Origin of the sequence: Nocardia sp. JCM 34519.1 (genome assembly GCF_020361265.1) — a bacterium.
GTDB classification, from domain to species: Bacteria; Actinomycetota; Actinomycetes; order Mycobacteriales; family Mycobacteriaceae; genus Nocardia; species Nocardia arthritidis_A.
The window spans coordinates 1212577-1233451 of record NZ_JAIRBR010000001.1 but is presented as its reverse complement, the minus strand read 5'-3'; the positions used below and the strand labels follow the sequence as shown (position 1 = coordinate 1233451).

Sequence of the window (20875 nt, the reverse complement as noted above, 5' to 3'; positions counted from 1 at the left end):
CCAGTATGCGCGTATCTTGTACGCTGTCAATCCATGCCCCGGCCCAAAACGCTGACCGATGCGGCCCTCGCGGACGCCGCGCTCGCCGTGATCGACGCTTCCGGTCTGTCCGCGCTCACCATGCGGGCGGTGGCGCAACGGCTGGGCATGGCCACCATGTCGCTGTATCGCTATGTGCCCGACCGGGATGCGTTGGAGGTGCTGGTCGTCGATCGGGTGTTCGGCGCCGTCGATCCCGTCCCGCCGAACGAATCGGATTGGCGGATAAAGATTTTCACCCTGCTCGACCGGATGCGGGCCGCGGTGTCGGAGCATTCCGAGGTCATTCCCCTGCTGCTGCGGCACCGGCAGGCCGCCGCCTCGACCCGGACGATCGAGGCGATGCTCGCGGTGCTCACCGAGGCTGGATTCACCGGCCGCGAGCGCGTGATCGCGCAGCGCACCCTGATCGCATTTCTGCTGGGCCACCTGAACAACGAGCATTACGCCGCGCTGTCCGGCCCCGGCACCGCCGCACTGGCGAGCCTGCCCGCGGCCGATTACCCGCACCTGACCGAAACCGCCGCCTTCGCCCGGACGATCGCGCCCGTCGACGAATTCCGGGCGGGCGCCGAGATCGTATTGCGGGGGTTGGTTCCCTAGCCGAAAAGTGCTGCGATATCGATGGTTTCGGCCATGGCCGCGGCGCCCGCGTCGTTGAGGTGCATACCGTCGCCGCAGTCGAATTCCGGACGGATGTGGTCCGGGCGGTCCGGATCCTCGACCGCGGCGGCGACATCGAAGACGCCGTCGAAAATATCCGTGGTGCGCAGCCATTCATTCACTTCGCGGCGCGCGGCGAGGGATTTGGCGACGGTTATTCCCTCGTAGACGCAGCCCGCGTACGGGCCGATGGTCGCGGCGTGAATGGGCAGGCCCGCCGCGTGCGCGCGCCGGGCCAGCTCGGTGAATCCGGCGACGAGCTCCGCAGCGGTGGCGGGCGGCTGCACCGGATCGGCCATATCGCCGATGATCAGATCGTTGATGCCGAAGTTGATCAGCACCCGCCCGACGCCGGGGGTGGCGAGTACGTCGCGATCGAAGCGGTCCAGCGCCGACTCGCCGATCTCGGCGCGCAGCAGGCGATTTCCGGCGATGCCCTGGTTGACGGCCCAGCCTCGGTCCAGCCGCGCATTGAGCAGGTCGATCGACCGCCGATTCGCTCCGACGGTGGTTCCCACGCCACCGAACCAGGAATCCCCGAACGCGACCGCCACCGGAATGTCATCGGCCGCAAGGACATCTACGCCCGAGATGAAGAAGCGTTCGGAAACCTCCTGCGCTCCAGCCAGTTCGGCGTCTCCGGTGACATTTCCCGGTGCCACATACGAGTTTTCACCGGGTTCATGCAGGAAGGTGGCGAGCCCGGTCGGACCGGGCAGGTACAGGCTGAGCGCCAGGTCGTCGCCCGCGGTCACCTCCAGTTCGACCGGATCGCTGATCACCTCGGCTCCGGCCGGCACGGTCACTTGCTCGGCCCCCGAAAAACGCAGCGGCGCATCGGTTTCGGCGACGATTCCGGCCCCCGCCTTGCGCAGCGCCACCCGAGCGGCGCCGATCGTCAGCGGCGCCTGCCCGTAACGATTGGACAGCCGCACGCGCAGCTGCTCGCCGCCACCGGCGAGGTGCAGTACCTGCCGCACCGTCTGATCGGCGAATTCGCGGGACACGGCCAGCTTGATCTGCTCGTACGGGCTGACCACCCCGGAGCGGAAGCCGGCGATCCAGCGGCCGGTGTTCGACATTGCACCCTCCAATGCTTGACGCGAGGAATAATTCCTGTGCATGTTTCTACTAGTGAATATTCCTCATGTCAACTATCCGCTAAGCAACTTACTGCGGTAGGTTGGCCTGATGGACCTGTTCGACGATCCGCGACTCACCAGCGTCGGCCTGCTCTTCGAGGCGTCCAATGGAATGCTGGCCAAGCTGCGCCCGGTATTCGAACGGCACGGACTGTCCGGCCTCGACTCGAATGCCCTGATGCGGCTCAGCCGCTCGCCGCGGCGGCGCCTGCGGATGACCGATCTGGCCACCCAGACCGAACTGTCGACCAGCGGCGTCACCCGCCTTGTCGATCGGCTGGAGCGCGGCGGGCTGGTGCGGCGCGAGCTGGATCCCGCCGATCGGCGCAGCGCGTACGCCGTGCTCACCGCCGAGGGGGAGCGGCGATTGGCGAATCTGCTGCCGGAATACCTGGACTGCGTCGACCGCTGGTTCGTCGATCTGTTCACCGAGGACCAACTCGCCGATCTGGTCGCCAAACTGCGGCGGATCCGCGACGCCGCCAATCCGGAAGCGGTGGCGGGCGTCGATTGATTACTCGGATTCGGCTGCCACGGAACCCGATTCGAGCAGCCGTTGGCAAAACCGGGCCGACCTTCCGAGATTTCGCGAGACCTCGCGGTCTGTGGGCCGGTTCCTGGCATGTCGACGCCGGAACCGGCCCACAATCAGTGGATAGACCGTCGTCACCAGGAGTGAGCGCCATGCGCGAACCCAATGCACTGAGCGACGAACACCGGGAAGCGTTCTGGCGCAGCTGCGGATGGTCGCCGGACCTGCCCGAGGAGCAACGTCGCGCCATCGAAAACGACTGGGACGACGAATCGATCGAGGCCGCCGAGGCGCTCGGCTGGAACTGCGGCGCGGAATGGATGGACCACACGACCAACCGCCGTCAGCGGACAATCGTTGCCTCCCAGGTGGATCCGATCCTGAACTACTTCGGCAAATGCCCGGTGTGCGGGTATCCGGCGCGCGCGTCGACGATCAATGTCCAGTTCGACGACGGTTCCTCGGCCGCGCTGGTCGTGGCGACCTGCGGTCTGCCGTGCGGTTGGAACGGTCCGGTGGTTCCGTCGACCATGACCTGACAACGCTCCACAGTGCCAGAATGGGCGGGTGGCAAATCTCGGCCCCGGCCGCCCCCGATCAGCGCAGCGGCACCGCCGCGGCCGCACGCCGCGCGCCGAAATCCTCGATGCCGCCGCCGAGTTGTTCACCACCAAGGGCTATGCGAACACCTCGACCCGCGCCATCGCCGACGCGGTCGGCATCCGGCAGGCCTCGCTCTATCACCATTTCGCGGCCAAGGACGACATTCTCGACGCGTTGCTCGCCGAAACCATCGCGACCTCACTGGAACTCGCCGCGCGCCTGGACGCGGCACCGGATCCGGCCGCCGCCAAGCTCTATGCCATGGCCTGGTTCGATGTGCGCCAATTATGTTCCGCGGGCTGGAATCTCGGCGCCCTCTACCTGCTGCCGGAGCTGCGCACCGAGCGATTCGCCGCATTTCGGCTGCGCCGCGACGAATTACGCGGCCACTACGAGATTTTCGCCGCGGCGGTTGGCGGTATCGGCGGCGCCGAGGTGCTGCCGTTCCGGCTAGTCGAAACCGTGATCAATATCCGCTCCGACGCGGGCGCGGTACCCGCCTACGCCGAGCACACCATCCCCGACGCCGCGCTGCGGGTGCTCGGCTGGGGCGGTGAATTCACCGAATTACGCGGCGCCGCACGGTCGTTGCTGGAGCGGCTGGCGCCGCAACCGATCCGGCCGCGGTGACGGGTCAGCGGGTGGTGGGCGGGGCGATCTGCCAGTAGTTGTGCAGCGCGCCCGCGATCTCCGGCAGCACCGTCACCGGAACGCGCTTGCGTCGCAGCATCTCTCGGATCTCGGTCACCTGCTCCCGCTTGCGCAGGTCATAGGCGCCCGCGACCGGACCCACCACCGGCGGTATGGAAAGCAGCACCAGCTCGCCGTGGCGTTCGGCGCCCGCGGTGAGGTCGAGTGCCAGGGTCCAGCGGGCGCGCTCGTCGAGCGCGAACCGCCCGGCCACCACACGATCCCAGCCGAAGCTGGACACCGACCACGGTTTGCGCCGGTAGATGGCCTCCTCGGCGAGTACGACGGAATCCCTCGTGAACAGCAGCGCCAGCGTCGCGACGGCGAGGACGATGCCGATGAGCAACCCGGTGAACACCCGGTTGATGCCGAAACCGATCACGAACCCGGCGCAGACGGCGCCGAGCACCAGCAAGCCGATCGCGCTGTAGCCAAGTACCCGCCGAGCGGGCACAACGCCCGCGTGCACCGTCGTCAATCCCGGCCTCCGTGTCCGACCTCATCCGGCGCTCCCCGCCCCAGATCTGCCTGGGGGAAGCCGTTGGGGTGGGGTAACGCCGGTGTACCGAATGCAACGCTACCGCGCTGAAACCGCACCGACCAGGGCGAACCGTGTGCGAATCCGCACACGGCCGCGCCGGTCACGCACCGGGCGGCACCGCCGAGGCGACGGGGGGAGCCGCTGCGCCGACCGTCTCGTCGGTGATTTCGGCCCTGCTGTGCCGCCGGTCCATGGCGATCAGCGCGACCGCGGTGGCCACGAAGATCGCGACGTATACGGCCGCGCGCACCGGATGCCAGTTTCCGGCCAGCAGTAACGCCATCACGATGGCCTGGCCGACCAGCAGAGCTCCGGTATATGAGTGATTTCTCCCCATGCCCGCCGATCATGCCACTATTCGCGGGTCGTCGTACACCCCGCGCAACCCCCAAATCGGCTGGGCCGCAAACATACTCGGAGACGAATAAGGCCGGGCCGCGCCCGTTGCGCGGCCCGGCCCGATCCGGCTCGCTCAGACTCGCGCCCTGACGAACTTATAGATCACCAGCAGGATCACCGCACCGATGATCGCGCCGATGAAGGAGTGGGTGACCGGTGGGTGCACGCTGAACTTATGCGGCGCGAACACCAGACTGCCCAGCGTGCCGCCGACGTAACCGCCGAGGATGCCGAGCACGATCGTGCCTATCCAGCCGAAATTCTCTTTGCCGGGGACGAGCAGGCGGGCGATCGCCCCTGCGATGAGACCGATGACGATCATCGAGATGATGCCCCACATGGTTCGCTCCTTCGTGCGGACGGCGAGTGACGAGTACAGGATGACGGATTTCCGGGTACGCCGGGTGACAAACACCGTGCCGCGCGTCGCGGCGGTATTTCGTCGGCACCCGGCTAGTCGTCGCGGGTCAACCTCGTCCGCCGCGCAACGCGGCCAGTTCGTCGGCGCGCGGATAATCGACCAGATGTGATCGCGAACCCTCGAAGGTGAACACCGATCGGGCGCCCGTTTCGAAGCGCGCCCAGCCCGGATCGCCGTGTTCGGCGAATCGGACCCAGGCCGCATGCATCTCCTCGGCCAGCCGCTGCGGCGGATTCGGCCCGGTGAACTTGTGTGCGACGGCGAGCGTGTCGAAGACGAACGGCAGTTCCAGCGCATGACAGGCGCCGATGCCCTCAATGCCGCTGGGCCAGGCGAATTCGTAGACGAACGTCGGCTGTCCCGCGGCCGCGTTGATCTCGGCGGCGGCGACGGTGTCGTTGCGGAAGGCCCTATCGGTGATGATCGCGTTGAATACCTCGGCGGCCGGTCGGCCCGGTCGGTTCGCCGAATAGACCTTGGCCACCGCGGGATTCACACCGTACCTGGACAGCAGCTGCGGCAGGTTCGCGTCGGTGATGCCCGCGGCCACCCCGGTGGGAACGGTGAAGAAGCGGAATTCGTCCGCGGTCCAACCGGTCAGCAGCGGCAGCGTCCGATCCGGATGTGCGGCGAGGACGTCCACCGCCCGGCCCTCGACCAGCTCACCGTCGACCACGGGGAAGAAGCTGAGCACGCCGAGCCCGTTGGCGATCACCGTCTCGCCCCAGCGCCTCGGGTCCGGGTCGGACATCATCGCGAGCGCCACGGCGTTCTGCGCCGGTGGCAGTTGATCAGGTTCCAGGGCGCCGAATGCCGTTGTGGTCGGCTCGATTCCGAGAATCTTCGCGGCCTCCCCGGCCACCAGTTGCGCGTCGTCGGGCGCGCAGACGATCGATGGTCCGCTCTGAATGATCGCCCGGCGGAACAATCCCCGCGTCGTTCGCGAGGCGGCGAGCAGACCGACGCTCATCCCGCCCGCCGATTCGCCGAAGATGGTGACGTTGTCCGGGTCGCCGCCGAAGGCAGCGACATTGTCCCGCACCCAGCGCAGCGCGAACACCTGGTCCAACAGGCCCCGATTGGATGGTGCGCCAGGGATTTCCGCGAATCCGGAGATGCCGAGCCGATAGTTGATCGAGACCAGCACGATGCCGTCGCGGGCGAAGGCCGCGCCGTCGTATATCGGTTTCGAATTCGCGCCGCGGACGAACGCACCGCCGTGTATCCAGACCAGCACCGGCAGCCCGGATCCGCCCGGATCCGGGGTCCACACGTTGACGTTCAGGTATTCCGCGCCCGGAATCCGGTCGCTGCCGAACAGTGCGTGGATCGGCGGCGGATACTCTGCCTGGGCGCAGGTCGGCCCCCATACCGACGCATCCCGCACCCCGGACCACTCCGTCACCGGCCGCGGCGGTTCGAACCTCGCCGGACCCACCGGCGGCGCCGCATACGGTATGCCGAGGAAGACGCCGATGCCGTCCTGGATCGTCCCGCGAACCTTGCCGCCCGTCACCGACACAATGCTTTCCATACCGACTCCTTCGTCACCTGCATTGTCCATAAGGCACGGGGTGGCGACTACCGTCTGGTGTCATGCGAAATCCGCGGGTACTGGTCACCGGGGCAACGGCTACCTGGGTAGCGCGGTGGTCGAAGCGCTGCTGACCGCCGGGCACCAGGTGGTCGCGCTGGTGCACGGGGACCGGTCGCGAGTCCCGGACGGGGCCGTCGTGCGGTCGGCGGATCTGCTTGATCCCCAGGCGCTCTCGGCGGCGGTCCGGGATGTCGACGCGGTCTGCCACCTCGCCGCGCTCACCCGCGTCCGCGAATCCGCAGCGGCGCGGGCGCAATACGCCGTCATCAATGTGGACGGCACCGGGAATCTGCTGGATGCCATGCGCGCGGCTGGAATTCGCGGTCTGGTCTTCGCGTCCACCGTCGCCGTCTACGGCACGCCCGACCGGCAGCCGATGCCGGAGGACCTGCCCGAAGACCCGGGGCACCCATATGCCGAAACCAAGCTCGCCGCCGAGCGGCTCATCGAATCCCGGACCGCCACAGGCGATTTAGCGGCGAGCGTGCTGCGCCTGTGCAATATCGCCGGTGGTCCGGATCCGGATCCGACCCGGATCCTGCCGCGCATCCTCGCCGCGACCCCGGAGCATCCGTTACGCGTCAACGGCGACGGTTCGGTGATCCGCGACTACCTGCACATCGCCGATGCCGCAGCGGCTTTCGCGGCCGCCGTGGTCCGGCTGCCCGATCCGGGCGGATTCCGGCGCTACAACATCGGCAGCGGCGTCGGCACCACATTGAACGGCCTGATTGCCGCCGCCGAGCGGATAACCGGCCGCGCCATCCCGGTGGATTACGGGCCGCCGGTCGACGAACCGCCGTGCCTGATCAGCGACAGTACCCGGGCCAATTATGAATTGGCTTGGCGGCCAAGGTATTCCACCATCGATGCGATTATCCGCGGCGCCTGATCCTTACGCCTCCAACGCGACGGCGGCCTCGGCGGTGTAGATGAGGAAGGTCAGGCTCTCCTGGAAGTACAGGTGCACGAACTCGGCGTCATGGGACAGGTAGCCGATCGAAAGGTCCTGCCCCAGTTGCAGATCGAAATCGCCGCCGCGGGTGGTGAGCACGAAGGCGCCGTCGATGGCCGGGGCCCAGATGATTTCACCGTCGGGGAGCAGGCGTTCGATATGGGTGCGGATGGGATGACCGTGATCGGAGGTCTCGCTGACCGCCGTGTAGAGGTCGGCGCTGAGCGCCACCGAATACGGCCCGTCGACACCGGCCAGGCGCAGCGCCGAAACCGCCTGCGTCACCGCCTCGGGCACCAGCCTCGGATCGGTCGGCACCTTGATCGACTGATTGGAGGAGGCGGCGCGGATACCGGTGATGTTGGCGGCCTCGTAACCCTCGAAGATGGCGCGGTCCTCGGCGAAGGCGATCTTCTTCGCCGCATCCTTGACCGCGTCCAGGTCGGTGTCCTTGGCCCCGCGCTCCACATTGTCGAGTTCGTCGCGGGACAGCCGGAACGGCACCCGCAGCTCGACCAGCGGCGCCACCGCGCGCTGCCGAGCCTGCACCCCCTCGTCGGGCGCCGCGATCGGCGTCGTGTAACCGAGGCCGACGGCCGAATACGCGGTGCCGTGCGGACCGGACAGATCGACGACGCGGCGACCGGCGATGTGCCGCTTGAAGGTTCGGCTCGCCTCTTCCTCGATCGCCGACCAGGCCTCGGCGGTGATCGGCGCGAGCTCACGGTGGAGGTTGTTCATGACTGCGTACTCCTTTTCAACGTGCCGATACCGAGGGAACCGTCCCCGCCGGGGTCGACGCCGTTGGCGGGCAGGGATTCCCGGACATCCGCGACCGCGGCTTCGGGCAGGTCGTCGAAGAACGCGGCGGGCGGGGTGAAGAACAGGGTGCCGGTGATCGCGGTGGAGAAGTCGAGTATCCGGTCGTAGGCGGCGTCCTCGGTGCCCTCGAACATCCGCTGGATCATCGTCTCCAGCTTGCTCGGCGTCGACGCGTAACCGATGAAGTACGTGCCGAATTCACCGTCGGCCACGCTGCCGAACGGCATATTGGCGCGCAGGATCTGCAGCTGATCGCCGTCCGCGTCGTACACGGTGTTCACCGCGACATGCGAATTCGCCGGTTTGGTTTCGTCGTCGAGCTCGAAATCCTCCAGCTTGGTCCGCCCGATCACCCGCTCCTGCTCCGATACCGGCAGCGCCCGCCAGTCCGGCATGGCGTGCAGGTATTTCTGCACGATAACGTAACTGCCACCGGCGAATTCGGGATCCTCGTCGCCGATCAACGCGGCCGCGACCGCCCCGGAACCCTCCGGATTCTCGGTGCCGTCGACGAAGCCGAGCAGATCGCGCTGTTCGAAATAGCGGAAGCCCGTCGTCTCGTCGACGAAGGTCACCGCGCCGTCCAGCCGCTCGCCGATCGCCATGGCCAATTCGAAACAGGCGTCCGGGGTTTCGGCCTTGATGTGGAAGAGCAGATCGCCCGGCGTCGCGGGCGCTCGATGCCGGGCGCCGGCGAATCCCGGAAATTCGTGCAGTTCGGCCGGTTTCGGCCCGGCGAACAGCCGATCCCATGCGGCGGACCCGATCGAGGTGATGCACGCCAACCCGGACCCCGGCACCCGGAAGCCGACGGAACGGCGCAAACCGGGCAGTTCGGCGAGCAGATCGCGGACCGTGTCGACGCCGTCCGCGTCGATGGTCGCGACGAGGAACAGCGCGGCCGGGGACAGCGGTTCCAGAAGCGGCTGCGGCTCACCCATGCCATCCAGCCTAGAACCCTTGACAGGTGGATCGGCCACCCGGCACGTCGATTCGGCGGGTAACCGGCCTCATTCGGCGGATTGCCAGCTACTGCTTGGCGACCGTGAGCAGGAAGGCGACATCGTCCACCGCCTTGACGCTGTGCCGAGCCTTCGGCACCACGAGCAGGTCGCCCGCCGAACCCTTCCATTCATTGGATCCGCTGATCAAGGTGAGGGTGCCGGACAGCACCAGCAGCGTGGCGTCGCCCGCATTGTCGTGCTCGGCCAGGCTCTGCCCGGCGGTGAGACCGACGACGGTCTGCCGCAGTGCGTGCGCGTGGCCGCCGTATATCGTTTGCGAACTGCGTCCGCTCGTGGCGGTGGCGGCCAGCTTCAGCTGTTGGCGCGCTACCGCGGTCAGCGATTTCTTATCCATGGACCGCCTTTCGCAGGGCATCTCAGCCGGTATCCGGCTGGGCGAACGGGCTGATACCCAGGAGTATGCCGGACGGGTCCAGTTCGCGGGTCGGGATTGCCACGGCCGTGTTCGATCCGGCGTGTTCTCGTGGCGAATACCGTTGTGCAGCCGAAGATGCCGATGCGGAGAGTTTGCTGATATTGCCGCCGGGTAGCGGAGTGAATCAGGCTCGCGTGTAGTTGCGTATCCGGAAGCGCAGGCCGCCCGTGGATTCGCGCCACGGCTCCGGGGCATCGGCGACCCACTCCGGCCCGATGACCGGTGCGTACGCATCGCCGGGGATTTTCGCATCCACTTCGGTGACCCGCAGCATGGTGGCGAAAGGCATTGCCGCGCGGTAGATTTCACCGCCACCGGCGATCCAGACGGTATCGCCGCCCGCCAGCTCGAGTGCCTCGGTTATCGATCCGGCCCGCTCCGCACCCTCGGCCGACCACTGGGGCTGCCTGGTGACCACGATATTGCGGCGCCCGGCCAGCGGGCGGAACCGCGGCGGCAGCGAATCCCAGGTCCGTCGGCCCATCACCACCGGATGGCCCATGGTGGCCTCCTTGAATCCGGCCATATCCTCCGGAATCCGCCACGGAATGGTATTGCCGGAGCCGATGACGCCGTCCTCGGTCTGTGCCCAGATCAGCGCGACGGTCTGCTCACTCACACCGCTGTGCTCGATTGCGGTGCTCACGGGCCCTGCGTGGTTACGCAGGCTGCCTCCTTCGGGCCTGACGTTCACACCGCCACCGGTGCCTTGATAGCCGGATGATGTTCGTAGCCAACGACTTCCACATCCTCGTAGCGGTAGTCGAACAGTGACGGCGCCGGATGCAGGCGCAGCGTCGGGAAGGGGTACGGTGCGCGGGTCAACTGCTCGGTGACCTGCTCGACATGATTGTCGTAGATGTGCACATCGCCGCCGGTCCAGATGAAATCACCGGGCAGCAGTTCGGTCTGCTGCGCGACCATGTGGGTGAGCAGCGCGTAGCTGGCGATATTGAACGGCACCCCGAGAAACAGGTCGGCGCTGCGCTGATACAGCTGGCAGGACAGTCTGCCGCCGGCGACATAGAACTGGAAGAAGGCGTGGCACGGGGCCAGCGCCATCCGGTCCAGCTCGGCGACATTCCAGGCGGACACGATGATCCGCCGGGAATCCGGATTGGTTCGCAGCGTCTGCAACACCTGCGCGATCTGATCGATATGGGTGCCGTCGGGCGTCGGCCAGGACCGCCACTGCACGCCGTACACCGGTCCGAGTTCGCCGTTCTCGTCGGCCCATTCATCCCAGATGGAGACCCCGTGCTCCTGCAGCCACGCCACATTCGAATCGCCGCGCAGGAACCACAGCAACTCGTACACGATCGACTTCAGGTGCACCCGCTTGGTGGTGATCAGCGGGAAGCCCTTCGACAGGTCGTAGCGCAGTTGATGCCCGAAGATGCTGCGGGTGCCGGTACCGGTGCGGTCCGCCTTCGGCGTTCCGGACTCCAACACCAGTCGGAGCAGATCTTCGTACTGCGTATCGGTGGTCGCCACGCCTCACCACCTTAGTGCCGGGCGCGTGGCAAGCTCTGGCGCATGCGCAAGCTCTACGTGATCGGCATCGGCGCCGGCGATCCCGACCAGGTGACCGTGCAGGCCATCAAGGCCATGCGCGAGGTGGACGTGTTCTTCGTCATCGGCAAGGGGGCCGATAAACGCGAACTCGTCGACGTGCGCACCGCGATCCTCGCCGAACACCTCAACTCGCCGTACCGGATCGTCGAAATCCAGGACCCGCCCCGTGACCGGACCCCCGGTGATTACCGCGCCGTCGTCGACGAGTGGCACGAGCGCCGCTCCGAACTATTGGCGAAGGCGTTCGCCGCGGTCGACGGCGTCGGCGGCATCCTGGTATGGGGCGATCCGTCGCTGTACGACAGCACCCTGCGCATGCTCGACCGCGTCATCGCCCGCGGCAACCAGACCTTCGAGTACGCGGTGATACCCGGCATCACCAGCGCCCAGGCCCTCGCCGCCCGGCACCGCATCGTGCTGCACCGAGTCGGCGAACCCCTCCACATCACCACCGGCCGCAAACTCCGCGAAGACGGCCTCGGCCCCGGCTCCACCCTCGTCATGCTCGACGGCGACTGCGCATTCACCGACGTCTGCGGCGACGACATCCACATCTGGTGGGCCGCCTACCTCGGCCTCCCCGACGAAACCCTGATCGAGGGCCCACTGCGCAAGGTCGAGGACGAAATCGTCGACCTACGCACCCGGCTGCGCGCGGAAAAGGGCTGGATCATGGACATCTACCTGCTCCGGCGGGGGTGAACGTCGCGGTCGCCGACCATGCGGTAAGCGGCTGTCATCGGTCGCCGGACGGCATTTGTCGGTGCCTCCGGGTAGCCTGGGCGCGTGCCTGAACTGCCGGAGGTGGAGGCGTTGGCGCAGTTCCTGCGGGAGCATGCGGTCGGCGCGGTGGTCGGGCGCGTCGATGTGGCCGCGTTGAGTGCGGTGAAGACGTTCGAGCCGCCGGTGACGGCGTTGTCCGGGCGGGATGTCACCGGGGCGGGCCGGTGGGGGAAATTTCTCGGAATGGATTGCGGTGGGCTGTGGTTGATCACTCACCTGTCCCGCGGCGGCTGGTTGCGCTGGATCGATGAGCCGAGTGCGACACCGCCGAAGCCGGGTAAGGGTCCGCTCGCGCTGCGGGTGCATTTCTTCACGCCGGAGGGCGCGACGCCCGCATTCGACCTGACCGAGGCGGGCACCAAGAAGCGGCTGGCCGTCTATATCGTCGAGGATCCGAAGACGGTGCCCGGTATCGCCAAACTCGGCCCGGACGCGCTCGCGGTGAGCGAGGACGAATTCGCGGCGATCCTGCGCGGCGCCGCGCAGCGACTCAAGACCGCCATCGTGGACCAGTCGCTGATCGCCGGTATCGGCAACGCGTATTCCGACGAAATACTGCACACCGCAAAGCTTTCACCCTTCGCTAATACCAAAACCCTTTCCGCGGAGAAGGTTTCGGAACTCTACGCGGCCATGTGCGCGGTACTCACCGACGCCGTCACCCGATCGGTGGGTCAGGACGCGGCCCGGCTGAAGGGCGAAAAACGTTCCGGCATGCGGGTGCACGCGCGAACCGGAGAGGCGTGCCCAGTGTGCGGCGACACCGTCCGCGAGGTCTCCTACGCCGAACGCTCGTTCCAGTACTGTCCGACCTGCCAGACCGGCGGCAAGATCCTCGCCGACCGCAGGATGTCGCGGCTGCTGAAATAATTCACGACCGGGTCGCGGCCAGCGTCGGCGCGCAAACCCCTTCCCAGGCAAGGCGTTTGGCGCGATCCGGATCGTCGACCAGCCGGGTCGGTGCGTCGATGATCAGCGTGGTCCGCCGGTCCTCGGTGTAGGCGGGCCAAGCGGGCAGCGGCGCCCCGGTGCGCGCGAATTCCAGCCAGTTGTCCTGGATCTGACGGGTCACCTCGCGCAGGCCGCGCCCGCCGCCCGCCGCGGTGACCGCGCGGCCGATGGCGGTATCGGTGAGCCCGAATACGGGTATGAGCTCGCTGGCGTGGGTGGCGCCGAATCCGGTGAGCCGCAGCGCGCGCGGTGTGAAGTCGTACCGGTACGCGTAGGTCGGCGCGTAGCGGCTGTGGCCGGCCATGATCGTCACCGAGGGCCGCCAGAAGGTGAAATCGCCGCCGGCCCGTATCGCGCCCCGCCGTCCGGGATAGCCGGAATATGCTGCGGCGACCCGGGATTCGCTTTCGGCGCCGATGGCGGCGCGCAGCTCTTCCGGCCGGGTCGGCAGTTCGCCGGGATTGCGGGCGAACAGCGTGCCCTCGTCCCGATTGGTGCCGATGATCAGCGGCAGCCGGTGCGCCGTTCCGTCGACCAGCGCGTCGATCGGCGCCTTCGGCAGGAAATCGCCGTCGACCTCCGGCGCGATGAGATAGACGCCCGGCCGTTCCCGACGCACCCGGGCGGCGAGCCTATCGGCCGCGCGGCGGATATCGTTCGGGGCCGCCGCAAGCAGCGCCTCGGCCGCCTCGTCTGGGCGAATGCCGAGTTCGCTGAGGCAGCGGCGCGCGAAAGCCTTTGCGTCCGTTGTGCTTACCGCCCAGTCGGCGGGAGGGCTCTGTGCGATGCCGCGCCGGAACAGACCGGCGGCCGCCGGTGTCGCGAAGAGGCTGAGCACCGCGTGCGCGCCCGCCGATTCGCCGAAGACGGTCACGTTGCCGGGGTCCCCGCCGAAGACCGCGATATTGTCGCGCACCCACGCCAGCGCGGCGACCTGATCGCGCAACCCCAGATTGGTTTCGAAAATCCTTGTGCCCGTGGAGAACTCGCTGAAGTCGGCATATCCGAACGCGCCGAGCCGATAGTTCAGCGTCACCACGACGACATCGCCCCGGGTGGCCAGCCGCCCGCTGGGATAGGTTGCCGAGGTGCCGAACAGATAGCCGCCGCCGTGGATGAAGACCAGGACGGGGCGCGGTGTCTCGGACGCGCTCACCGGCACCGTGACATTGAGTGTCAGGGCATCCTCGCCCGTCGGCTGGAAGGTGCGCAGCCCGGTGCGCGCCCCGGTGCGGTGCTGCATCGCGGCGAAGCCGAATTCGGTCGCCGCGCGCACCCCGGACCACGGCTCGACCGGCTGCGGTGCGCGAAAACGCAGCTCTCCCACCGGCGGCGCGGCATAGGGGATGGCGCGCCAGCGCAGCACCCTGGCACCGCGACTGCCACGCACCACGCCGGCCGCGGTCGGGATTTCTGTCTGAGCCACCATCATTCACCGATGGTAGCCAGCCCGCCGCGCCTCCAACAGACGTAACCAGAATTCGCTCGCCGCCGGGAAGGCGGGCACCGCGTGCCAAAGCGTCTCCAGCGGCACCCGGCCGACCACCGCGACCGTGGCCGCATGCAACTGCTCACCCATATCGGGTCCGACAAAGGTCGCGCCGAGCAGCGTATCGGTCGCCGTATCGATGACGAGTTTGGCATGTCCGGCGAAGTCGTTGCGCGCCAACGCGGTTCCGGCCACCGCGATATCGAGCTCGACCACCTCCACCGCATGCCCGGCGTCCCGGGCCGCCGCCTCGGTCAACCCGACCGCGGCGACCTCCGGCTCGGTGAACACCACCTGCGGTACCTGCCCGTTGTCGGCGCTCGCGGAATACCGCGGACCGTCCAGCGGCCTTCCCTCGGCCCGCGCGGCGATGACATCCCCGCACACCCGCGCCTGGTACTTGCCCATATGCGTGAGCAGCGCGCGGTGATTCAAATCGCCTACGGCATAAAGCCATTCGCCGTCGACGTCGGTGACGGTGAGGTGATCGTCAACGGATACATACCCTCCCGGCAGTCCGACGGTCTCCAGCCCGAGACCCGCGGAGGCCGGGGTCCGCCCGGCGGCCACCAGGATCTCGTCGGCGATCAGCTCGGACTCGCCCTGCGCGTCGCGCACGCGGACGGTCACCTGGCCGCCATGTATCCAGCCCTCGCCGGTGTCCTTCGCGGCGGGCCGGTCCACCGAGACGGGCGTCGCGCCGAACCGCACCCGCACACCGGCCTCGGCCAATCCGGCGGCGACCCGCTCGCCCGCGAACGGTTCCACCGCGCCGAGCAGCGACTTTCCGCGCACCAGCAGGGTGACCTCGGCACCGAGCGCGGCCAGCCAGGTCGCGGCTTCGCAGGCGACGACACCGCCGCCGACGATGACGATCCGACCGGGAACCTCGTGCAGATTGGTCGCGTCCCGGGAGATCCACGGCAGTGCGGCGCGCAGCCCCGGAATATCGGGAACGTTGGCGGTGGTGCCAGTGGCCAGCACCACCGCATGCCTGGCCCGCAGCGTCCGGCCGCCGACCTCGACGAGCCGCGGACCGGCCAGCCGTCCGCTGCCGCGCACGATATCGATCCGGTTGCCGGTGGCCCATTCGACCTGCGAGGCGTCGTCGTGGTTGTGCACGAATTCGTCGCGCCGCCGCAGCACGGCCGCGATATCGAGTCCGGTCGCCGCCAATCCGCTCATCGCCCGCGCACCCGCCAGCACATGGCCTGGTCGCAGCAGCGCCTTGCTCGGAATGCAGGCCCAGTACGAACATTCCCCGCCGACGAGCTCGCGCTCCACGATGGCCGCGGTGCGCGTGCTGCCCGCGATGGCATAGGCCGCGGCATTCTCCCCGGCCGGTCCGCCACCGAGCACGATGACGTCGTATTCGGTGGAATTCGCTGCGCTCATCGGATTACTGGAGGTAACCCTCGACCTGGGTCGCGGAATTGGCCTCCGCTGTGTCGGGCGACTCGCCGCGGTCGATCCGGGCGCGCCGCTGGCGCAGCAGATCCCAGCACTGATCGAGCATCACTTCCAGTTCGGCCAGCTGCTGGCGCTCGGTCTTCGGATCGAGGTCGCCGCTGGTGGCCTGGGCGCGCAGCTGGTGCTCGCGGTCCACCAGTTGTTTGATGCGGGCCAGGACGTCCTGTTCGGTCATGCGGTCAATGCTACGGCCGCGTCAAACAGTAACCGGCGATGCGCACCGCCGTCCCGAGCGCCGACTCCGGCAGCGCGGCATAGCCGAGGCTGATGCCGAAGGTGTGCGCGGGGCCGATGTGGTGGCGGCCGAGCCCGTCCAGGTATACGCCGCGGCGGCGGGCGGCGGCGGTGATCCGCAGCTCCTCCTCGGCCGACTCCAGCGGTATCACCACATGCGATCCGGCGTCGTCGCCGAGCACCGTGAGCCCGCGCCGGTGCAGTTCGTCGACCACCAGCGCGCGCCGGGGCGGCATCTCGCGGCGCAACCTGCGCAGGTGCCGGGCCAGATCGCCGTTGCCCGCAAGTTCGGCCAGCACCAGTTGTCCCGCGGGCGCCGGGCCGGTTCCGGTGCGGTCGCGGTGCGCGAGCACCGCATCGGCGATACCGGGTGGCGCAACGAGCCAACCCGCGCCGAGCGTCGGGGTGAGGATCTTGCTCGTCGTGCCGAGATGTACGACGACATCCGGGGCCAGCGCGGCCAGTAGCGGCAAAGGGGCGGTGTCATAACGCAATTCGCCGTCGTAATCGTCCTCGATGATCAATATGCCGTGCTTGCGCGCGAATTCGACGAGTTGCACCCGGCGCGCGGCGGGCATCCGGCCGCCGAGCGGAAATTGGTGCGCCGGAGTGCAATACACCGCCCTGATGTCCTGCGGCAGCCGGTCGACCCGCAATCCCTCGGCGTCCACCGGCACCGGGAGCACCTGGACCCCGGCCGCCCGGAACGCGCCGACCGCGCGCTGATAGCCCGGATTCTCCATCGCGATCCGGTCGCCGGGCCGCAGCACCGCCGCCGCGAATTCGCTTACCGCGGAACTGGTTCCGCCGGTAGCCAGGACGACGGTGCCGCCGCACGCGGTCAAACCCCGGTGGCGCAGCAGGTGTTCGGCCACCGCCGCGCGGTAATCCGGTTCGCCCGCACGGTCTTTCCTGATCCGCGGCGCCTGATCCGCCGCGGCCCGCCAGGCCCGGCGCCACGCGGCCGGATCGATCGTGTCGGTGCACGGCGCACCGGGTCCGAGGTCGAGCAGGTCGGCGGAATCATCCTCGGGGACCGGCATGATCGTGCGCGGCTCGGTGATCTCCGGCGCCGCGAGCAGATAGGTGCCCGAGCCCTGCCTACCGCTGATCCACCCCTCGGCGTGCAGTTGGTCGTAGGCGGCGGCGACGACGGTGCGGCTCACCGCGAGCTGGTCGGCCAGCGCGCGGGAGGAGGGCAGCCGATCGCCGCGCTGCAGCACACCGCTCGCCGCCGCGGCCCGCAGACCGTCGGCGACCTGGACCGATAATGGCGCAAGGCCTTTGCGGTCCAGTTTCAGCGGCAGTTCGTGGAAGTTGTTCGGCATCGGCCCCCGAAGTGGTCTTTGGATTCATAGGCGAATTGGCTATTCAAGGATGCCATTCTGTCCGGGAGGCTTAACGCATGAGTGCCCCGAGAATTCCGCTCTCGCCGACGCCGCGCAGCACGCCGAACAGATTGAAGGAACGAGCGCGTTCGGATCGCGCCGAACTGGACGCGGTGCTCGATGCCGGGCTGGTCTGCCATCTCGGCGTGCTGTTCGACGGTGCTCCCGTGGTGCTGCCCACCGTGTACGGCCGCGACGGCGACACCCTCTACCTGCACGGTTCCACCGGAGCGGGCAATCTGCGGGCCGCGTTGCGCGGGCCGGTCTCGGTCGCGGTGACGCTGGTGGACGGGGTGGTCTACGCGCGCTCGGCGATGAATTTCTCGATGAACTACCGCTCCGCCGTCGTCCACGGCCGTCCGGTCGAGGTGACCGATCCGGCGCGCCGGCTGGACGCGCTGCGGGTGATCATCGAACACAGTGCGCCGGGCGCGTGGGACCGGGTGCGCAGGCCGGACAAGAAGGAATTGGCCGCCACGATCGTGCTCGCCCTCGATCTCACCGAGGCGTCGGTCAAGGTGCGGTCCGGCGACCCAGGAGACTACGCGGCGGATATCGCGACCGGAGGGGTATGGGCCGGTGTGCTGCCACTGCGTCAGATATGGGACGCACCAATCACTTCCGCCGATGTCGAACCAGGAATCCCGGTGCCGCAGGATGTTTCGGAGCGGCCGGAACCGGGAAGATTGCCTGTGCGCCGGTGAATTCCGGCGCGGGTCATCGGTCTCCGTTCGCGCGGAAGCAGCCGGTACGTCGGGGCCGCGAGCGGCCGGTCCGCTGAGTGGGCCACCATGGCATTGGGTCCGGCGCACGGGCAGAATGGGGATCCTGACGCATCGATCTGAAGGTGGCCGATCGGGCGCAGGCCACCGCACGCGCCGTCGAATTGGGCGCGACGGTACCGGATTTCCAGCCGGGCCACGCACCCGACCGTATCTCCCCGAATCAGTGGACCGTGCTGCTCGACCCGGAGGGGCACCCGTTCTGCCTCGTCGAGCTATCGGAGTCGATCGGCTGAAATCACCAGAAGGTGAGCGGTAGGCCCAGCTCGGCCGCGGGCTTGCGGATCAGGTCGTGCAGTTCGGTCGTCGTTCGGATGCGCGCCGGGTCCAGGCCGACCAGCGCCAGCGTGTAATCCGCGTCGATGCGGGTCAGGTAGCCCGAAAGTCGGGTCCGTGGGCGATGATTCGCGTCGAGGCCCGGGTGGATGGCCCGCGCGGCGACCCCGACGCACCGATGCGGGCCGAGTGCGCGCAGGGAATCGGGCAGCGTTCCGATATTGGAGCACAGGATGTCTCGTTCGCCCGCGCCCCGCGACAGCGCGTACGCCAGGCGATCCGGGATCAACTGCAACAACTCCTCCGGCATGCCGCCGGGGCTGGACATTCTTGATTCGTAGGCGGCCCTGGCCTTTTCGCGGATCGTCGCGGGGTCGTCGCTGCGATCGACGGTGATGGACGTCATCGCGAGGTCGTTATCGACGCGAGGTTCGGCGCGGGTGTCGACCGGAAGGCTCGCCTCGATTGCCTCGCCGGGAAATCCGCTGTCCCACAGCACTTTCGCGACCAGGTAGATGAAAAGGCTGTTGGCAGTTCCGCCAGCTGTCGCGGCCACCCGGTCCCAATCGGCGGCCGGGCATTGCAAGACCGCGCCTACCGTCGGTACGAGGCCGGTGCCCGCGCGCTCATCCGGTGCCGCCGCGGCCGGTCGCCGCGGTATGCCGTTGCGCAGTGCACGGGCCGTGCCGCGCAGGACAATCCACCATTGTCGCCGCGCGTCGGCCCAATCCGAAACAGGGGGTGTGGGCGGCCGGGAATCCGCCGAATGCGGCGTATCGAGCGCGCGCAGCGCCATATCCACCGCGAGCGCGAGCGCCCTGCCGTCGGCGAGGACATGTGAACAGGTCAGCGCGACAAGGGTTCCGCCGTCGTCGAGCGCGGTGGCCGCGAGCCGCCAACCGGGCCCGGATTCGGGATCGAGGTCGTTGCCCTGTCCATCGGCCCAATCGAGCAGCCTCGCGACAGGAATCGGTTCATCGGACAACCCGAGCGCGTGCGAGCGAATGTTCGGCCGCCAACCGCGGCGGGCGCCGGGCACCCGAGGGCGAATCACCCTGCGCCCCAACGGTCCAACGCTGAGCTCGGCGTGCAGCCTGCGCAGCAGTTCCGGATCGATTCGGTCGGCGGTGCGCCAAAGTCCTTGCAACGCTATCGGTGTGCCCATGCCACGGTGGGTGCGCAGGAAGATCTCGTCGACGACACTCAACCGGTCTGCCGCGTCCCCGTAGGCGCTCACCTCGGTCAGAACACCCCGTGCCTACCGGCGCCCGCGGCGAACCGCTGAGCGCCGTCCAGCGCGCCGTTGGCCAAAGCCGTTACGCCGTGCCGGAATTCATTGCGCAGCGCCGCCTCCTCATCCAGGCCCTCCTGCTCGAGCATCGACATCCGGTCGGTGCGCAGGCAGGTCTGTGGCAATGCGGCCAGTTGGGCGCCTAGTTCCTCGGCGACGCGGCGCGCGTCACCCGTCGGCACCACCCGGTTCACCAGGCCCATCTGCAACGCCTCCGGCGCGCTGACCGGGCGGCCGGTGAGCACCAGCTCCATTGCCCGGCCCATCCCGATGACGCGCGGCAGCCGCACCGTGCCGCCGTCGATGAGCGGTACGCCCCAGCGGCGGCAGAAGACGCCGAATGTGCTGTCCTGCTCGGCGATTCGCAGATCGCACCACAGTGCCAGCTCCAGGCCGCCCGCCACCGCGTAGCCGGATACCGCCGCGATCACCGGCTTGGACAGCCGCATCCTGGTCGGCCCCATCGGCCCGTCGCCGTTTTCGCTTGCGTGATTGGACTTTTCGGTGCCGAGCGCCTTCAGGTCGGCGCCCGCGCAGAAGGTGCCGCCCGCACCCCACAGCACCGCCACCGCGGCATCCGGGTCGCGGTCGAAGGCGCGGAATGCGTCGGCCAGCGCCTGCGCGGTCGGCCCGTCGACGGCGTTGCGCGCATGGGGGCGATCCAGGATCACCGTTGTCACGGGTCCGGCGTGCTCCACCCGCACGGCGGGCGGTTGGGGATCCGTCACGTCGCCTCCTCCTCGTCGGGCTCAGCATCGGCGCTGCGCTCCGTACCGCCCGACGATACGGCCA

The 20875-nt window shown here is 68.3% G+C and carries 25 protein-coding genes; 9 read left to right on the top strand and 16 right to left on the bottom strand.

What is annotated here, in order from left to right; genetic code table 11:
- The first annotated feature begins 33 nt into the window (after positions 1-33).
- A complete protein-coding gene (locus LGY53_RS05945; RefSeq protein WP_225725582.1) occupies positions 34-642 on the top strand; it encodes a TetR/AcrR family transcriptional regulator C-terminal domain-containing protein in 609 nt (202 codons plus the stop codon).
- On the opposite strand, the gene LGY53_RS05940 is transcribed toward LGY53_RS05945, so the two are convergent.
- Positions 639-1784 (bottom strand): GDSL-type esterase/lipase family protein, encoded by a 1146-nt coding sequence (locus LGY53_RS05940; protein ID WP_225725581.1) that lies wholly within the window; start codon positions 1782-1784, stop codon positions 639-641. The genes LGY53_RS05945 and LGY53_RS05940 overlap by 4 nt on opposite strands.
- A gap of 109 nt (positions 1785-1893) precedes the next feature.
- On the opposite strand from LGY53_RS05940, the gene LGY53_RS05935 reads away from it, so the two are divergent.
- The 3 genes from LGY53_RS05935 (at position 1894) to LGY53_RS05925 (ending at position 3609) form a co-directional block, all read left to right on the top strand.
- Positions 1894-2358 (top strand): MarR family winged helix-turn-helix transcriptional regulator, encoded by a 465-nt coding sequence (locus tag LGY53_RS05935; RefSeq protein ID WP_225725580.1) that lies wholly within the window; start codon positions 1894-1896, stop codon positions 2356-2358.
- Between the two features lie 170 nt (positions 2359-2528).
- Positions 2529-2915 carry a hypothetical protein gene (locus LGY53_RS05930; protein ID WP_225725579.1) on the top strand — a complete coding sequence of 129 codons (387 nt, stop codon included), beginning with the start codon at positions 2529-2531 and terminating at the stop codon, positions 2913-2915.
- A 28-nt stretch (positions 2916-2943) separates the two neighbouring features.
- Positions 2944-3609, top strand: coding sequence for a TetR/AcrR family transcriptional regulator (locus LGY53_RS05925; RefSeq protein ID WP_225725578.1), 666 nt, complete (start codon positions 2944-2946; stop codon positions 3607-3609).
- Positions 3610-3613: 4 nt separating this feature from the next.
- Here the strand turns inward: LGY53_RS05925 and LGY53_RS05920 are convergent, their stop codons facing one another.
- The 4 genes from LGY53_RS05920 to LGY53_RS05905 form a co-directional block, all read right to left on the bottom strand.
- On the bottom strand, positions 3614-4138 hold the full coding sequence (locus LGY53_RS05920; protein WP_225725699.1) for a hypothetical protein: 525 nt from the start codon (positions 4136-4138) through the stop codon (positions 3614-3616).
- 172 nt (positions 4139-4310) lie between these two features.
- Positions 4311-4547, bottom strand: coding sequence for a hypothetical protein (locus LGY53_RS05915; protein WP_225725577.1), 237 nt, complete (start codon positions 4545-4547; stop codon positions 4311-4313).
- Between the two features lie 135 nt (positions 4548-4682).
- Positions 4683-4949, bottom strand: coding sequence for a GlsB/YeaQ/YmgE family stress response membrane protein (locus LGY53_RS05910; RefSeq protein WP_167479837.1), 267 nt, complete (start codon positions 4947-4949; stop codon positions 4683-4685).
- A 127-nt stretch (positions 4950-5076) separates the two neighbouring features.
- Positions 5077-6564, bottom strand: a complete 1488-nt coding sequence (locus tag LGY53_RS05905; RefSeq protein ID WP_225725576.1) for a carboxylesterase/lipase family protein — start codon at positions 6562-6564, stop codon at positions 5077-5079.
- A gap of 40 nt (positions 6565-6604) precedes the next feature.
- Here LGY53_RS05905 and LGY53_RS05900 point away from each other — a divergent pair, with 40 nt between their 5' ends.
- Positions 6605-7519, top strand: a complete 915-nt coding sequence (locus LGY53_RS05900; RefSeq protein WP_225725575.1) for an NAD-dependent epimerase/dehydratase family protein — start codon at positions 6605-6607, stop codon at positions 7517-7519.
- Positions 7520-7522: 3 nt separating this feature from the next.
- Here LGY53_RS05900 and LGY53_RS05895 read toward each other — a convergent pair whose 3' ends face one another.
- The 5 genes from LGY53_RS05895 to LGY53_RS05875 all read right to left on the bottom strand — a co-directional run bounded on the left by LGY53_RS05895 (position 7523) and on the right by LGY53_RS05875 (position 11338).
- Positions 7523-8323, bottom strand: coding sequence for a family 1 encapsulin nanocompartment shell protein (locus LGY53_RS05895; protein ID WP_167478058.1), 801 nt, complete (start codon positions 8321-8323; stop codon positions 7523-7525).
- Positions 8320-9345, bottom strand: a complete 1026-nt coding sequence (locus LGY53_RS05890) for a Dyp-type peroxidase (RefSeq protein ID WP_225725574.1) — start codon at positions 9343-9345, stop codon at positions 8320-8322. Before LGY53_RS05890 ends, LGY53_RS05895 begins: the two co-directional genes overlap by 4 nt.
- An 88-nt stretch (positions 9346-9433) precedes the next feature.
- The gene (locus LGY53_RS05885) at positions 9434-9763 is read right to left on the bottom strand and encodes a cupin domain-containing protein (RefSeq protein WP_167478056.1); all 330 of its coding nucleotides are present in this window, start codon (positions 9761-9763) and stop codon (positions 9434-9436) included.
- A 205-nt stretch (positions 9764-9968) separates the two neighbouring features.
- The gene (locus LGY53_RS05880) at positions 9969-10490 is read right to left on the bottom strand and encodes a dihydrofolate reductase (RefSeq protein WP_308102809.1); all 522 of its coding nucleotides are present in this window, start codon (positions 10488-10490) and stop codon (positions 9969-9971) included.
- Positions 10491-10534: 44 nt separating this feature from the next.
- The gene (locus tag LGY53_RS05875) at positions 10535-11338 is read right to left on the bottom strand and encodes a thymidylate synthase (RefSeq protein ID WP_225725573.1); all 804 of its coding nucleotides are present in this window, start codon (positions 11336-11338) and stop codon (positions 10535-10537) included.
- 42 nt (positions 11339-11380) lie between these two features.
- On the opposite strand from LGY53_RS05875, the gene cobF reads away from it, so the two are divergent.
- Complete coding sequence (cobF, locus tag LGY53_RS05870) at positions 11381-12121, top strand: precorrin-6A synthase (deacetylating) (RefSeq protein WP_225725572.1); 741 nt, start codon at positions 11381-11383, stop codon at positions 12119-12121.
- 84 nt (positions 12122-12205) lie between these two features.
- Entirely contained in the window at positions 12206-13072 is an 867-nt protein-coding gene (locus LGY53_RS05865; protein ID WP_225725571.1) for an Fpg/Nei family DNA glycosylase, read from the top strand.
- A gap of 1 nt (position 13073) precedes the next feature.
- On the opposite strand, the gene LGY53_RS05860 is transcribed toward LGY53_RS05865, so the two are convergent.
- The 4 genes from LGY53_RS05860 to LGY53_RS05845 are packed head-to-tail and all read right to left on the bottom strand — an operon-like array spanning position 13074 to position 17674.
- Positions 13074-14582 (bottom strand): carboxylesterase/lipase family protein, encoded by a 1509-nt coding sequence (locus LGY53_RS05860; RefSeq protein ID WP_225725697.1) that lies wholly within the window; start codon positions 14580-14582, stop codon positions 13074-13076.
- A 3-nt stretch (positions 14583-14585) separates the two neighbouring features.
- A complete protein-coding gene (locus LGY53_RS05855) occupies positions 14586-16037 on the bottom strand; it encodes an NAD(P)/FAD-dependent oxidoreductase (RefSeq protein ID WP_225725570.1) in 1452 nt (483 codons plus the stop codon).
- Positions 16038-16041: 4 nt separating this feature from the next.
- The gene (locus LGY53_RS05850; RefSeq protein ID WP_225725569.1) at positions 16042-16287 is read right to left on the bottom strand and encodes a DUF2630 family protein; all 246 of its coding nucleotides are present in this window, start codon (positions 16285-16287) and stop codon (positions 16042-16044) included.
- 10 nt (positions 16288-16297) lie between these two features.
- The gene (locus tag LGY53_RS05845; RefSeq protein WP_225725568.1) at positions 16298-17674 is read right to left on the bottom strand and encodes a PLP-dependent aminotransferase family protein; all 1377 of its coding nucleotides are present in this window, start codon (positions 17672-17674) and stop codon (positions 16298-16300) included.
- A 77-nt stretch (positions 17675-17751) separates the two neighbouring features.
- On the opposite strand from LGY53_RS05845, the gene LGY53_RS05840 reads away from it, so the two are divergent.
- Together LGY53_RS05840 and LGY53_RS05835 are read left to right on the top strand one after the other, a co-directional pair.
- Entirely contained in the window at positions 17752-18438 is a 687-nt protein-coding gene (locus LGY53_RS05840) for a pyridoxamine 5'-phosphate oxidase family protein (RefSeq protein ID WP_225725567.1), read from the top strand.
- Positions 18439-18569: 131 nt separating this feature from the next.
- Positions 18570-18752 (top strand): VOC family protein, encoded by a 183-nt coding sequence (locus LGY53_RS05835; protein WP_308102817.1) that lies wholly within the window; start codon positions 18570-18572, stop codon positions 18750-18752.
- A gap of 2 nt (positions 18753-18754) precedes the next feature.
- Here the strand turns inward: LGY53_RS05835 and LGY53_RS05830 are convergent, their stop codons facing one another.
- Both LGY53_RS05830 and LGY53_RS05825 read right to left on the bottom strand, forming a co-directional pair.
- Positions 18755-20029, bottom strand: coding sequence for a hypothetical protein (locus LGY53_RS05830; protein WP_225725566.1), 1275 nt, complete (start codon positions 20027-20029; stop codon positions 18755-18757).
- Positions 20030-20034: 5 nt separating this feature from the next.
- Positions 20035-20811: a crotonase/enoyl-CoA hydratase family protein gene (locus LGY53_RS05825; RefSeq protein WP_225725565.1), complete on the bottom strand. Its 777-nt coding sequence runs from the start codon at positions 20809-20811 to the stop codon at positions 20035-20037.
- Between the last annotated feature and the right edge of the window lie 64 nt (positions 20812-20875).